Source organism: Aeromonas aquatica (assembly GCF_000764655.1).
GTDB classification, from domain to species: Bacteria; Pseudomonadota; Gammaproteobacteria; order Enterobacterales; family Aeromonadaceae; genus Aeromonas; species Aeromonas aquatica.
In genome coordinates this window covers 90498-105867 of the sequence record NZ_JRGL01000092.1, presented here as the reverse complement: position 1 = coordinate 105867, position 15370 = coordinate 90498, and the positions used below count along the sequence as shown (strand labels likewise).

The 15370-nt window shown below is 62.4% G+C and carries 8 protein-coding genes and 2 riboswitches; of the genes, 2 read left to right on the top strand and 6 right to left on the bottom strand.

What is annotated here, in order from left to right:
* Positions 1-65: 65 nt before the first annotated feature.
* Both LG30_RS0110310 and LG30_RS0110305 read right to left on the bottom strand, forming a co-directional pair.
* Complete coding sequence (locus tag LG30_RS0110310; RefSeq protein ID WP_033130608.1) at positions 66-365, bottom strand: MliC family protein; 300 nt, start codon at positions 363-365, stop codon at positions 66-68.
* 49 nt (positions 366-414) lie between these two features.
* On the bottom strand, positions 415-819 hold the full coding sequence (locus tag LG30_RS0110305; RefSeq protein ID WP_033130607.1) for an OsmC family protein: 405 nt from the start codon (positions 817-819) through the stop codon (positions 415-417).
* Positions 820-1130: 311 nt separating this feature from the next.
* Between LG30_RS0110305 and crp the strand changes: the two genes are divergently transcribed.
* Complete coding sequence (gene crp, locus LG30_RS0110300; RefSeq protein WP_025328082.1) at positions 1131-1769, top strand: cAMP-activated global transcriptional regulator CRP; 639 nt, start codon at positions 1131-1133, stop codon at positions 1767-1769.
* Positions 1770-1913: 144 nt separating this feature from the next.
* Positions 1914-2714 carry a putative RNA methyltransferase gene (locus LG30_RS0110295; protein ID WP_033130606.1) on the top strand — a complete coding sequence of 267 codons (801 nt, stop codon included), beginning with the start codon at positions 1914-1916 and terminating at the stop codon, positions 2712-2714.
* A gap of 107 nt (positions 2715-2821) precedes the next feature.
* On the opposite strand, the gene LG30_RS0110290 is transcribed toward LG30_RS0110295, so the two are convergent.
* The 4 genes from LG30_RS0110290 to LG30_RS0110275 form a co-directional block, all read right to left on the bottom strand.
* On the bottom strand, positions 2822-5191 hold the full coding sequence (locus tag LG30_RS0110290; RefSeq protein WP_420796346.1) for a M66 family metalloprotease: 2370 nt from the start codon (positions 5189-5191) through the stop codon (positions 2822-2824).
* A 203-nt stretch (positions 5192-5394) separates the two neighbouring features.
* Positions 5395-8085, bottom strand: coding sequence for a PKD domain-containing protein (locus LG30_RS22735; RefSeq protein WP_052100977.1), 2691 nt, complete (start codon positions 8083-8085; stop codon positions 5395-5397).
* 367 nt (positions 8086-8452) lie between these two features.
* A riboswitch (cyclic di-GMP riboswitch) is annotated at positions 8453-8538 on the bottom strand.
* A 328-nt stretch (positions 8539-8866) separates the two neighbouring features.
* Positions 8867-11467: a glycosyl hydrolase family 18 protein gene (locus LG30_RS0110280; protein WP_033130604.1), complete on the bottom strand. Its 2601-nt coding sequence runs from the start codon at positions 11465-11467 to the stop codon at positions 8867-8869.
* Between the two features lie 111 nt (positions 11468-11578).
* A riboswitch (cyclic di-GMP riboswitch) is annotated at positions 11579-11665 on the bottom strand.
* A gap of 201 nt (positions 11666-11866) precedes the next feature.
* Positions 11867-15364 carry a hybrid sensor histidine kinase/response regulator gene (locus LG30_RS0110275; RefSeq protein WP_033130603.1) on the bottom strand — a complete coding sequence of 1166 codons (3498 nt, stop codon included), beginning with the start codon at positions 15362-15364 and terminating at the stop codon, positions 11867-11869.
* Positions 15365-15370: the final 6 nt, after the last annotated feature.

Here is a 15370-nt window from a genome sequence, read left to right as displayed (position 1 = left end):
CCCATAACACAACGGCCTGCTCGAAGCAGGCCGTTGTCGATGCACGCTGTTGCACAGCATGACGATTATTTGAGCTCGCAGCTGAGCAGCGTCACGCCTTTTTGCACCAGGGTGGCATGCTTGTCCTGATGGGAGAAGGTGGTCACCCCATCGGAATAGCTGGCGGTATCTTTGGCCGACTCGATGCGGCCCAGCTTGTGATACACCCCGGCGTAAGGGAACTGCACCATGTCGGCCTGGGCATCATAGGTGATGGCCAACATCTCTTCCCCACACTGATACTGACTGTATTGATACTGGGTCGGCTGCGGCATGCTGCAGGCGGCCAGTCCGAACAGGGGAAGCAACATTATCGTCTTTTTCATCGCACTTTCCTTATGTCATGGCGTTACAGACGGGACAAATCACAAACTATCAAGCTTCAACAATTTGATAACTATGGGTAATTTCTACCGCTTTTTCCAACATCAGGGAAACCGAACAATACTTTTCCATCGACAGGTCGACCGCGCGGGCCACCTGCTTCTCGGCCAGCCCCTTGCCGGTCACGACGAAATTGAGATGGATTTTTTCAAACACCCGGGGTACGGACTCGGCCCGCGCCCCTTCCAGCTCCACGTGGCACGCAGTCACGGACTGACGGGCCTTCTCCAGGATGGAGACCACGTCGATGGAGCTGCAACCACCAACCGCCAGCAGGATCATCTCCATCGGGCTGGCACCTTCGCCCGGGTTGGCGCCGTCCAGCATCACTTGATGACCGGACTCGCTCTCGCCCACAAACTTCATGCCTTCCACCCAGCTGACCTTGGCTTTCATCTCACATTTCCTCTCAATGACGACGGTTCTGACGCCCATAGCATACCTCAAGCAGGGGCCGAGTGGCACAGTCCATTATCTTGCGCACTTCCAGCGTAAATAGATCGAAATCAACATCTTCCGACCTCTTCTTGCCTAGAATGGCCGCGATGGCGCGGCAGATCGATGCACAGAATGGACGGTACAGTCCCAAAGCCTTGTCAGCACAGACAAAGGCTCTTATTCTACTGCGACCAAAGACGAAGGAATGGCAGGCTTGGCAACTTGCCCGGACGCACGAGTCCATAAAAAGACACTACAGAGGAAGTCTCATGATCATTGGCAAACCGCAAAGCGATCCCACCCTTGAGTGGTTCTTGTCGCATTGCCACATTCATAAGTATCCCGCCAAGAGCACCCTGATCCACGCCGGCGAGAAGGCAGAAACCCTCTACTACATCGTGAAGGGAACCGTCGCCGTCCTGATCAAGGATGACGAAGGCAAGGAGATGATCCTCTCCTACCTGAATCAGGGGGATTTCCTGGGCGAGATGGGGATGTTCGAAGAGAACGAGAACCCGGAACGTTCCGCCTGGGTACGAGCCAAAGGCGCCTGTGAAGTCGCCGAGATCTCCTACAAGAAGTTCCGCCAGCTGATCCAGGTCAACCCGGACATACTGCTGCGTCTCTCCGGCCAGATGGCCAAGCGCCTGCAGCACACCAGCCAGAAGGTCGGTAACCTCGCCTTCCTGGACGTGACCGGCCGGATCGCCCAGACCCTGCTGAACCTGGCCAAGCAGCCGGATGCCATGACCCACCCGGATGGCATGCAGATCAAGATCACCCGTCAGGAGATAGGCCAGATCGTCGGCTGCTCCCGTGAAACCGTTGGCCGCATCCTCAAGATGCTGGAAGAGCAAGAGCTCATCTCCGCCCACGGCAAGACCATAGTGGTGTTTGGTACCCGCTGACCGGGGGTCTGACGGCCGCGCACAAGCCGTTTAAAGACCACCGCCTGATAAAAAGGCTGCCCCGGCAGCCTTTTTCGATCGTCTCCCCTATAATCCCGAACGCCCTTCACCGTTCCGGTCTTCGCCAAGAGAGTATCCAAGCCTATGCACCTTCAATGCCCCCTTTGCCGTGGTGCCCTGCATCTTCACGAAGCCTCTCGTGGGCTCTATTGCGACAACAAGCACCATTTCGATCCCGCCCCGGAAGGCTATCTTGACCTCATTCCCGGCAAGAAAGACCCCAAGGACAGCGACAGCCGCCTGCTGATGCGCGCCAAGCGTCACTTCCTGGAGCAGGGCCACCAGCTGCCCCTGGTCGAGGCCATGGCGGCGCTGCTGGCGCCCCTCGGTGAACAGGAGCTGATCCACCTCGGCTGCGGCGAAGGCTACTACTGCCGCGCCCTGGCCGAGCGCCTGCCCGGCTGGCGCTTCGGCGGGGTCGATCTGGCCAAGAATGCCATCTTCGCCGCCAACAAGGCGCAGCCGGAAGGCCACTTCGTCATCGCCGACCCGGCCAGGGCCCCGCTGCAAGCCGGTACGGCCCAGGTGCTGCTGGTCAACGATCTCAAGATCAAGACCGAGCAGCTGGTCGGCTGGCTGGCACCGGGCGGCTACCTGCTCCTGCTGCAACCGGGCCCCCGTCACCAGTGGCAGCTGAGAGTCAGCCTCAACCCGGTGAGCATGGAGCACCCCCTGAGCTGGCCGACCCTGGCCGGCCTCAACCCGGTTGAGCAGCAACGCTGCCAGTTCTCCATGACCATGGATCAGGGGCTGCGCAGCCACGTGCTGGAAACCAGCCGCCTCGGCTGGCGAGCCGGCGGTGAGCAGCGTCACGCCTTCACCCACCAGGGACCGGACGAGCTTGAGCAGGATGTGCTGCTGAGCCTGTGGCAGAAGCCGCTCTGATGACTCCCCTTCCATGAAAAAAGGCCCCGAGGGGCCTTTTTTTATTGCACAACTCATCGGCTTATAGCGCTATATAACACTACTAAAGCCAACAAAATTAGCGCGAATCACTGCTGTAACGGGCGTCCGTTGACGGTGTAACTGAGCGTCTCGCCCGGCTCTGAAATAGCCTGCTGACCCAACGTCCTCCCGGCGCAGATCACGCTGGCGCGGTACGGATCGCTCGCCGTCGGCACATTGACGTGGAACTTGTTCATCAGGTTGACACTTTGGCGGTGATTGGCCAGCCGGAACTGCAAGGTACCGTCGCGAGTCTCCACCTGCAGCTGGCAGTCCCCCGTCGTCATGCGAGCGGCATCATCCCCATAGCTGAAGCCATAGGCGCCGTGCAACGCCGAGTAGATGTAGCTCGGCAACTGGCCCTGGGGATCGTAATAGCCCACCAGTGTCGTCACCGGCACCCCGAACGCCTGCGGCTTGCGCGGACCCCGCAGATCCACCACAGGCCCCTCATTCCAGCGGCTACCGTCCGAGGTGTAGCTCTTCTTGAAGCCACGGGAGACGGTTATCTGCTGCCCATTGATGAAGAGCACGCTGTTGTAGCTGGCCCCGTGATCCAGGGTCAGGATGCGGCCCGCATTGGCGGCCGAGGCGGGGGGCGGCTGGATATTGCGGGTCCAGTTGCCATCCCACATGGCCACCCTGACCAGGTCATACTCCGCCAGCAAAGCCGCCAGTTTCGTCTCATCGAGGCTGTTCATCGGGGCGTTGACCTGCTCGAGCACTTCTACCCTGTGTTCATAGGGCTTCATGGCGGCGGTGGCGGCATCCCATTTGCTGAACCCCGTTGGCGAATTGGCATCGAACACCGCCTTGCTCTCGAGGAAACGCTGGATGATGGCGGCCGAGTTGGGGGTGTAGAGGGTAAAGCGGTTGAAGCCGGAAAGAGGGGCCCCCCCCGCCATGGCGTCGAAACCGAACGGCCGACCGTCGAAGGGCGCCTGGCACTGGCCATCGAGACAAGCACTCTGGCCGTTGCGGCTGGCGCCAAAATTGGGGATGAAGCGGTTCTTGTCCCCATCCCAACCCCAGCTCGAATTGGCCGCCTCGGCGCTGCGATGCACCGAGCCGGCGAAGCCCCCCACATAGTGGCCGAGGCCATAGTTGTGACCCACCTCGTGACTGAACTCGTTGCCAAGGGAACTGTCGAGGGTGACGATGCCACCCCCGCCCGAGCCACCGTGCACCTGAACCCCGTTGGCGTACTTGCCGCGGCTGTTGTGGGCCGCCAGCTGGGCCACCACATAGGGGTGGCTGCTCTCCCCCTCGCCGGCGGTGCTGTTGATGCCGTAGTTGGCGTTGTCGATGCCCAGAGAGATGAGCTCCTTGCCGATGCGCTGGCGCATGGTGCCCTCGTGCCAGCCCCCCTGGCCGGGATCGAAATCGGTGAGCAGGGTGCCATCCGGCAGCATCACCTCGGCCAAGGACAGAGGCTCGTACTGGCTGACGATCAACCGGCTGGTGGGCACCGTCTGGAAATACTCGCGGTGCGCCTCGGGATCCCCGGCAAAAGCGAACTGGTTGCGGGGGGAGGTCAGCATGCCGATGTCGATGGTGTGGATCAGCAGCTCGCTCGGAGCACCGATCTGCAAGTCCGTCAGCTCACCGCTGAGCCCGCCCTGGCTGAGTTGCAGGCTGATACCTGGCTGGATCCAGTCGGCGGGCAGCACTGCGCTCCAGGCATCGACTGCATAGCGGATGCCGTTGTTCTCAAGCTCCCCGTCCCGGATCCACTGGCCGCCCACAAACTTGAACTGCAGGGTCTGGCCACGGGAGAGCGTCACCTGACGGCCGCTGTAATAAAGGGTCGAGTTGTAACCGGCGTTGGAGACCAAGCGCACCATCTTGCCCTCCAACGCGGCGCCGCCCGGCAGATGGATATCCCTGACCCAGCGTCCATCGGCGGTCTGGATGGTCACCAGGGCATGGGGCTGCAAGCGGCTCAGCAGGAAGGCACCGGCGGGGTCACTCAGCTTTGCCAGCTCGCTGCTGCTGTTGATGAGGCCACTGCTGCCCGGCCCCGGCGTGAAGTCGACCCCCTCCTCCGGCGAGCCGTCGAGGTAATAGGCCGTCTTCGGCAACTGCTCAGGCGGTGCCAGGGCCAGGGTGCCGAGCGTTTGCCCCGCACCATCTCGCGCCGTCACCATCATCGGCACAGCGCTCTCGGCTTGCAAGGGCCTGACCAGAAGCAGGCTCTTGCGCTGGGCCGTGAGCCTTGGCTGGCTGTCTCCCTCGGCGACATGGGCCGGCAGGATCTGGCTCTGGGCAAACTGCACCTGCGCCGCCAGCGTGCCTTGCAGATCGTTGGTCGGTGGCTGGGTATTGAAGGGCAAGGAAGTGGGGGCCTGAACGACGGCCAGCAAGGGGCCACTCGCCAAGGCGGCCATGATCAGACTAGCTAACTGTGTTTTTTTCATTGTTATGGTTCTCATTTTTAGGGGCATGTCCACATGCCCTGTTGCAGGAATCATTACAAAATGGACGTCGGAGGCTCGGTCCTACACCAAGCACCCGGCCTGAGAATCGGTTCTGGTTGTCGCGCTGCGGCATGGCCGCAGGCTGAAACAGGAGTGGAAAAAGGAATGGGGCGCCAGGGCCCCATTCCATGGGGGACGGGTAATCAGTTACAGCTGGCAGTACCCTGATCCAGCCAGACATCGTGCTTGCCCGGCTCGTTGCCTTTGGTCCAGTACTTGGCTTTCCATTTGCGGCCATTGTGGGTACTGATGTCTCCCCCGTTGTAGGCCACACCGGCATTCCAGCCGAGCTGCACCTGGCTCACCAGCCGCCACTGATCGGCGCTCTGGCTTGGCTCGTTGCCCTGGGTCCAGTACTTCGCTTGCCATACCAGCTGGTTGTGGCTCACGTTGGTATCGGCGTTGTAGACGGTGCTGGCGTTCCAGGCCGGGGTATTGGCCGCTTCCGGATCGGTGACACTGCATTCACCGCCGCCACTTGCCGGGGTGACGGTGAGCCGGGTCTGACCCTCGGCATCCAAGGCGCCATCGGTCACGGTGACCGTCAGGTCATAATCCGTGTTGACCGTCACGCTCGGGGCCGTGACCACCAGGGTCGCACTGTTCTGGCCGCTGGCACTGAGGCCGGCCGGCACTGTCCACTGGTAGCTGAGTGCATCACCATTGGGGTCGGTGGCACTGGCGGTAATGCTTGTCTGCTTGCCCGCCTGCACAGAGGCTGGCGCAGACACTGTCACCACGGGGGGCAGGTTAGGAGGAGGCGCCTGGTGGGTCACCGCCACCCGATCCGAACCATCGAGTCCCTGTTCGTCGGTGACGGTCAGCTCGAACGCCAACTGAGTATCCTGAGAGACGGTCCCGAGGTTCACTCTGGCCTGCACCTTGTCGGCATCGCTCAGCGTCACCTGTGGGCCGACGACCTGGCGCCATTGGTAGCGCAAGGCACCGTTCTCCGGATCCCGGGAGGCGGCGCCATCGAGCACCAGCTCGGCCGGGCCCGTGGTGCTCATGTCGCCACCGGCGTTGGCCAGGGGCGGCAGATTGACCGCAGGTGGCGGCAGCTCTGGTTCGTCATTGCGCTCGCTCACCCCCGCATCACCAGCCGCGATCCTGGCCTCTATGGTCTGGTGCATGGTGCGCCACTGGTAACCGAAGAAGACCCCCTCAAACCGCCCTCCCGTCATGATGTTGCTCATCCGATAAGGCTCGTCTCCCGTGTGTGCCAACCCCAGGTTGTGGCCCAGCTCGTGGCTCAGGGTCAACGACTGCCCATGGACGGTGAGGTTGCCAGGGCAAGCGTATCGATAGCCCGCGCGCGGCGCACCATCTGTGGCCCCCAAACCGACAGAGAGACCATTCCCCTGGTAGCTGCATGTCTTGCTGTCATCCTTGTAGCCGCGCAGCACATAGATGTTGGAGAAGACCCGATCCGCGTTCGGGATCCAGCCCTCCTGTAGCGGCGCCGTTAGCTCCACAGCACTGGGTTCGTAGGCCTGACCATCGCCATTCTTGTCCCATTCGTGCACCAGCACGCCGTTGTCCACCCAGCTGAGGCGGATGTTGTAGGGGGCAAAACGTCGGCTCATGTCCGCCATGATGATGGCACCATCGTCCCACAGGTGACTCTGGCGCTCGCCGGGGAAGGCGATGTAGCTGTAGGAGACGCTGACCTCCTTGGGGCTGGTAACAAACAATCGCACTTGATCCACCAGACGATCATCGGCCAGGATCTCGAGGGTAGTCTCACCCTCTGCCAGCCCCTGTAGCACCAGCCGATCCTGGGTCGCTCCCGGTACCAGTTGCAGACTGACCAGTTCGGGGTTGGCGATGCGATAACTCAGGGCCACCGGCTGCGGACCCGGCACCTTGCCGATCAACAGGGCCTCTTGCTCCCCCCGGCTGCTGAGCAGCTTCTGCTTCAGGGCAGAGTTGAAACCGGGATCGAAGGCCAGCCGGTTGGCAGGATCGGGCAGCACCAAAGCATAGGGGTTTGCCTCGCGCGATTGCTGCCCCTCGGCCATCAACCAGAGTTCCCCCTCCTCGTTGGCACGAAAACCCTGTTCGAACTGGCCGGTCAGATAGGTCAGGATGAACTCGTAGTCCCGATCGGCCCGCAGCTTGATGGGGGCGGTCGGGGTCAACTGCTTGCCTGATACGAGCAAGACGCTACCTTCGTAGGCTGGCTCGCCGCTCTCGATGTCGGTGAGGCGCAGGCTGAACTGACGGTTGTTGCCGCCCCAGATCCCCTCCTGCACCTTGAAGGTCGTGATCTCCAGCTCGTCCCCACTCAGGGGGTGCTCGGTTGAGGCGATACGGATCGTTCGGCTCAGGCTCTGGCCGGGGATAAAACGCAGAAGACCGGTGGTTGTGGGGCTCTCCTGCCAGAGGCTACCCAGCTTGTTGAGCTCACTCGGCACGGCCACGGCGGGATCATAGACGGTGACGGGCAATGAGAAGGTTGTGGTGCTTGCGCCAACCTTCTGATAGCCCCCCATCTCGGGCAGGCCGTTATCCCGCACCTCGTATTTTGCCAGATAGCTGCCGACCTGCTGGGTGTTCACGCCGCTAAGCTGCTTGATGCGGCCGCTGAGATCCCCATCGTTCTCGTCCCAGGCCGTCATCTGGGGGGCGAAGGTCGCCCCAAGCGGCAGTTGCAAGACGAAGCCGTCGACCCAGGCCGCCTGGCTGTAAAGGCGTGGCTTGGTCTGATCCTTGCGCCACTCCCCGGTGATGGCGTTCTGCTGGGCCAGAGCCTGCGGCACCCACCCTGCCGCCAGCAGGGCGAGCATGCCCCCCTGCATCGCCAGATTTACCTTGTTTTTTTTCATCTGCATCGCGTTATTTCCCTATTTTTTGCGCCTGCCCGGGTGGCAGGCTCGTTGTTGTTATTGCGTTGACATGAGCACAGAGTTCAACCCCCTCCTCCTGCTGCTACTGGCGGCGATCTCCTTGACCGGCGGGGCGTGAGCGGACGGGTTGAGCTCGGTGATGGCGAGCCGGGTTTCACCCCAGCCGAGGCGGGGTCTGCCAGGAGTGGCGGCATAAAGGGGAGACAAACAGAGCGCCAACCAAAGAGGTCGGCAGCGCGGGGGATGGACTTTGCATGGCGAGTAATCCTTTTTCGTTATTAGTCAATACGATAAGGACAAGGCAACCAGTAGATGAGGCAGGATCTTCCCTTGGCAGAAGATCGATACGACCTGTGGCGGCCCCGCTGTCCTAGATCATGGATCCTTAGACCGGAAGCTTTGCGTCCCGGCTTTTCAACCGGTTTGCCCTTATACACAAATTAATCAGTAGTGCGCCGCGATTATTCTCTATCGGCGCAGTCACTGCAAATTACTGAACGGGAGCTTAACTATGTGTTATATCAACAAATGCCATACAGGCAGGGTTAAGCTCGGTGTTAGACCGGATATCAACCGTCAAAATCACTATTTGGACGGTATTTTTAAGATGAAAATATTTTTTCATCTTAATGAAAAAATGATTAATTGAGTCGACAAGATTCACGCTGATGGCCATGGCTGGCGGTTTATCCGCCCCGAGCTGAGGTCAGCCCGCAAAGCGCCACAGGAGAAAGGAATGGGGCCCAGGCCCCATTCCTGATGGCAATCAGTTGCAGCTGGCAGCCCCCTGATCGGCCCAGACCGATGCCTTGCCGGGCTCATCGCCCTTGGTCCAGTACTGGGCCTTCCACTTGCGTCCGTTGTGGTTGGTGAGATCCCCGGCGTTGTAGGCCACAGTGGCATTCCAGCCGAGCTGCACCTGGCTCACCAGCTTCCACTGATCGGCGCTCTGGCTTGGCTCGTTGCCCTGGGTCCAGTACTTGGCCTGCCACACCAACTGCTTGTGGCTCACCTTGTCATTGGTGTTGTAGACGGTGCCGGCACTCCAGGCCGGCCAGTTGGCTGCATCGGGATCGGTTGCCTCGCAGCCGCCACCTGTACTCGCTGGCTTGACGGTCAGGCGGGTGCCAGCGCTGGCGTCCAGTGCCCCGTCGGTGACCACCAGGGTCAAGTCATAGGTGGTATCGCTAGTCACGCTCGGGCCTGTGACCACCAGGGTCGCACTGTTCTGACCGGTGGCGGTGAGACCCGCTGGCAGGCTCCACTGGTAGCTCAGCACATCACCGTTCGGATCGGAGGCGGTGGCCTTGATGGTCACCTGCTTGCCGGATTCGACGCTGACGGAGGCCGGCACTGTCACCACGGGTGGCAGGTTCGGCTGCGGCGCCTTGTTGGTCACCACCACCTGATCCTTGGCCACGAGGTTGTGGTCGTCGGTGACGGTCAGCTCGAACACCAGGTTGATGTCGGCACTGACGGCATCCAGCACCACACGGGCCTTCGCCTGAGTAGCATCGAGCAGGGAAGCCTGCGGGCCCGAAACCTGCTTCCAGCTATAGCTCAGCACACCGTTCTCGGGGTCATGGGAGGCACTGCCATTGAGGGTCACCTCGGCCGGGCCGGTGACGCTCAGATCGCTACCGGCATTGGCCACCGGCGGCTTGTTGACCGGTGGCGTGGTGCCGCCGTCCCCATTGCCGAGCCCCTCGTGCATGGCGTTGAGGATGTCGCCGTTGTCCGCATCGATCTCCCAGGCGAACAGGCCGCCGAGCTGGTTGGCCAGCACGTACTGCCCCTTGGCCTTGACCGAGCGATCGTTGTCGAAGCTGATGAGCTCGCCGGTGCTGGCCTTGAAGACGTAGGGAGCCTCGGCCACCTCGTCATACCCCTGCTCCCAGCCGGCGCCCATGCGGTTGTTGACGATGTCGCGGTAATCCACCACGCCATTCTCCCAGGTGCCCTTGACGGGGCCGGTGGCGGTGCCGGTGAAGGGATTACCGGCCTGGTAGCCGTTGACCCCGGTCCAGCCACGGCCATACATGGCCGCACCGACCACTATCTTGCCCGGCGTCACCCCCTGACCGAGCAGCGCCTTGACACCCTTGTCGGTGGTGTACTTGGTGGCGGGATCCCAGCTCGATGCAAACAGGTTGGTCTGGTGAGCCAGGTTCTTCAGATCGAAGGCGCCACTGAAGTCGTAACTCATCAGGAAGATGTGATCCATGTACTGCTGGGCCGCTTGATAGTCCACCTTGGCAATCTTGTCACCACCGGCGCTGATGGCCGAGGTGAGCTCGTACTGGCGACCGGTCTCGGCTTCCAGCTCATCGAGCATGACGCGCAGCTCTTTCATCAACGCCACATAGGTGGCGCCATCGTTCGGGCCGCCCAGGTTGGGGTTGGCACCCTGTCCGCCCGGGAACTCCCAGTCGATGTCCACCCCGTCGAAGAACTTCCAGGTCTGCAGGTACTCCTTCATGGAGGCGACGAAGGTGTCGCGCTTGGCCTTGTCACTGAAGAAATAGAAAGGGTCGGACAGTGTCCAGCCCCCCACGGAGGGGAGGATCTTGAGGTCGGGGTTGGCCTTCTTGAGGGCCATCAGGTTGCCGAAGTTGCCCTTGTAGGGCTCATCGAAGGCGGTGAGATTACCCTGCCCCATCTGGACGGCGGCCCAGGGATCGTGGATGGAGACCTTGAAGTCCTCGCGACCGGCACAGGAGCGCTGCAGCGCCTCGAAGCTGCCGGAGATCTCCTTGAGGCTGTCGTTGATGCCGTTACCGCCACAGATGGGGGTGAAGCCATAGAGGATGTGAGTCAGGTTCTTGGCCGGGATCTTGTCCACGGTGAACTTGCGGCCATAGACGCCCCACTCCACGTAGTAGGCCCCCACCACCTTGCCGGACTTGTTGGTATAAGGCTTGTTGTTCTCTTGCAGCGGCGCATTGAGCGGCGCCAGGTGGCTGCCGTCCGTGTCGGCCACCACTATCTCCTTCTTGTCGGAAAGGGTACAGCCATCGGCGTTGCACAGGGCCACTTGCATCTGGTAGCGGCCGCCCTTGGTGACCTTGAAGTTGGCGGTGCCCGCGGCGGAGGCGGGACCGGACCACACCTCCTTGCCATCGAGCAGTACCTTGGCGGTCTGGCCCACATCGCCGGACCAGAGGTTCCAGGTTACGCTGACGGGAGCACCATCCTTATGGACGGTGACCAGCTTGTTGTAGGAGGTAGCGGCCTGATCGACCTGGATGATGGCAAACTTGGTCTCACCCCAACCGATGGTGGGTTTGCCGGGGGCGGCAGCGAGAGCAGAGGTAGAACAGAGCCCCCCGACCAGCAATGCCAGCAGGGAATGTTTTGGACTGAACATAGTTGAACTTCCTTATTTCGTTATTGGTATGAGCAACGAAAAAGGCAACGCAACCTGACAGGTAACGCAGACGACATCGACACCATGGCTTGGCCCATGGACGATACAACCTGTGGTGGCCCCGCTATCCTAGGTACTTTGACCCTTAGACCGGAGGCTTTGCGTCCCGGACTTTCGTCCGGTTTGCCTTTTTACACAACTTGATTTGCGATGAAAATAATCGCCGAATGACTATAGATGAGAGAAATGGCCCCGCCACCTAGTAGAAATGACAGTGAAAGGGACTCACGATTCATAGATGGCAGCGAACACGCCTGCAAAATCACGACATACGCGTCGATATCTCGAAATTAGAACTGTTGCCCCTCTGCCGAGCAATGATGGGTTCTGTGATTCCAGTCACGCAACGGGCAGCAACAAGCTGTTCATCAGCGCCCGCAGCTTGAGGGGCTTGACCGGTTTGCTGACGTAACCGAAGCCGTGCTCGCGGATCTGCGCCTGCAGCTCGCTCTTGCGATCCGCGCTGATGATGATGCCGCCGATGCCATTGCCGTGGGCCAACCGGATCATGTGCAGCGCCTGCAACCCGGTCTTGCCGTCATCCAGGTGATAATCCGACAACACCAGTTGTGGCAGGAAGCCGTCACCGATGAGTGCCTGCGCCTGCTCCAGACTCTGGGCGCACATCACCTCGCAGCCCCAGCGCCCCAGCAGGGAGTGCATGGCGGTGAGGATGTCCTCCTCGTTGTCGATGCAGAGGATCCTGATCCCCTCCAGCTGGCTGTCCCGCACCGCCGGAGCCGTCGCCTGGCTGGGCATCACGGGCCGGGTCGCGAGATTTAACGTAATGGCGAACACGGATCCCGCCTGTGGCCAGCTGCGCAATGAGAGCTGATGACCCAGCACCTGGGAGATGCCGCGGGCGATGGCGAGCCCCAGCCCCAGCCCCTGCTCCCTGGCGGTGCGGGAGTGATCGAGGCGGGAGAACTCGTCGAAGATGGTCTCCTGCTTGTCGAGGGGGATGCCGGGGCCGTTGTCCCACACCTCGATGCGCACCTTGTCCCCCAGCCGACGGCAGCCGAGCAGCACTCGGCCCCCCGGGTTGTAGCGAAACGCATTGGTGAGGAAATTCTGCAGCACCCGGCGCAGCAGGCGCACGTCGCTGTAGACCGCGAGCTTGCTCTCCACCACGGAGAACTGGATCTCCCCCGCCTGGGCCAGCACCCCGAACTCCGCCTTGAGGTTGCCCAGCACGTCGCTCAGGGCGAAGTCGAGCTTCCTGGCCTTGAACTTGCCCGCCTCGAGCCGGGAGATGTCGAGCAAGTCGGTGATGAGGTCCTCGGTCGCCCCCAGGGCATCGTCGATGTGGCGGGCGATGCGGACCTGCTCTGCCCTCTGATCCACTCCCTGCTCCCCCTCCTGGGGCAGCATCTCCAGCAGGGAGGAGGTGAACAGCTTGGCCGCGTTCAGCGGTTGGGTCAGATCGTGGCTCACCGCCGCCAGGAAGCGGCTCTTGGAGTGGTTGGCCCGCTCCACCTGCTGATTCACCAGCAGCAGCTGACGGTTGAGCTCGGACAGCTCGTGGGTGCGCTCGGCCACCCGCGCCTCCAGGTGTTCGTTGGCCTCTCGCAGCACCCGCTCCGCCGCCCGGAAGGGAGTGATGTCGGTGAAGGTCATGACGAAACCGCCGGCCGGCATGGGGTTGCCCTGCATCTCGATCACCCGCCCATCCGGTCGCTCCCGCGCCGAGACGTGGGGGCTGCCGCGCTGCATGAAGGCGACCCGGCGCGCCACATGAGCCTCCAGCTCGCCCGGACCGCAGAGCCCCTGCTCGGCGTTGTAGCGGATGATCTCCTCGATGGAGCGCCCCACCTGGATGAGACCGGGGGGATAGTGGAACAGCTCTATGTAGCGCCGGTTCCAGGCCACCAGCTTGAGTTCCCTGTCCACCACCGAGATCCCCTGCCCCATGTGTTCGATGGCCCCCTGCAGCAGGCCCCGGTTGAAGCGAAACACATCCGAGGCCTCGTCCACTATGGTGGCGATCTCCTCGAGCTGCATGTTGCGCCCCTGCAGGGCCGAGGCCAGCACCAGCCGGGCGGACGAGGCGCCAAAGACCCCGGCCAGCAGCCGCTCGGTGTGGGCGATAAGCTCCGCCGACGCCTGCATCTGGGGGGCCAGGGTTCCGCCGCGTTCACCGGCGAAGCGGCCGAAAGCGCGCTTGACCCGGCTCGAGCCGACGAAGCGGGCCGCCAGCATCTCCAGCTCCTTGACCGAGACCCGCGCCTGATAGAGCGCCGCCAGATCCCGGCTCGGCTTGCCGACGAAGTTCGCCGCCTGCAACCGCTCGCTCACCGCCGCCCGCGACAACAAGGAGCCCGCCACATAGCCGAGCAGGTTGAGCAGCAGGCTCAGGAAGATGCACCAGGCTCCCAGGCTCAGATCGCGAAAAGCGGGCCAGTCCGGCGGCGCCAGCAGCGCCTCCAGCGGCGAGCCCGCCAGCAACCCGCTCTCCGCCAGCAGGGTGAGGAACCAGAGGCTGACCCCGAGCGCGAGGCCGAGGTAGACCCCCTTGCGGTTGCCGTGTCGCCAGTAGAGACCGAGCAGCAGCGCCGGGGCGAACTGGGCCACGGCGCCGAACGACAGGTAGCCGATGCGCGACAGGCTGGTGAGATCGCCGAGCCAGAGATAGAGCGCCCAGGCCGCCAACAGGATCAGCAGGATGGCGCCACGGCGCACCTGCAGCAGCAACCGCATCAACCGCTCGTCCCGCCCCTGTTGCCAGAAGCGGCGCAGCAATACCGGCAGCACCAGATCGTTGCTGACCATGATCGCCAGGGCGATGGTGCAGACGATCACCATGCCGGTGGCCGCCGAGGTACCGCCGAGAAACGCCAGCATCGCCATGCCGTCGTAGCCCAGCGACATGGGGAGGCTGATCACATAGGTATCCGAGGCCATGTCGGCCCCCACCCACTGCTTGCCCGCCAGCGCCAGCGGCCAGATGAAGAGCCCCATCAGGAACAGGTAGAGCGGGAACAGCCAGCGCGCCCAGTGCAGATCCTGACCCTGGTTGTTCTCCACCACAGTCACGTGGAACTGGCGCGGCAGGCAGATGACGGCGCACATGGCGACCAGGGTATAGATGGCGAGCTCCAGCAGGCTGCCCGGGGTAACCGCCACCACGGCATCGAGAAAGTCGCGGGTCACCTGGGCGTGGGCCGGGCTCGGCTTGGCGATGATGAGCCAGAGCGCGAAGCCCCCCACCCCCATGAAGGCGAGCAGCTTGACCACGGATTCGAAGGCGATGGCCACCACCATACCGCGGTGGTGCTCGGTGGCATCCAGGTTGCGGGTACCGAACAAGATGCTGAACAGCGCCAGCAACAGGGCGACGCCGAGGGCCAGCCCGGCGCTGTTGCCAGCTGTCGAACCCAGGGTACCAACGGGCACAGCGTTGGCCATCAGCAGGTCCAGCCCGGTGACGATCGCCTTGAGCTGCAGCACCAGGTAGGGAAGTATGCCCATGATGGCGATCAGGCTGATCACCATGGCGAGGCGCTGGGACTTGCCATAGCGGGCGGCGATGAAGTCGGCGATGGAGGTGATGTGCTCGCGCTTGGCCACCAGGATGAGCCGGGCCAGCAGGCGCCAGCCGAACAGGAACACCAGCATGGGGCCGAGGTAGATGGGCACGGGGGACCAGGGAGATTCGCTGGCCTGGCCGACGGTACCGAAGAAGGTCCAAGAGGTGCAGTAGACCGCCAGCGACAGGCTATAGAGCAGGGGTTGCCCCTTGGGCCGGCGGCGCTTGTTCTTGTCCGCCACGAAGGCGATGAGAAACAACAAGCCCAGATAGGCGAGCGACAACCCGATCAGCAGCCATCCTTGGTGCATCTACCT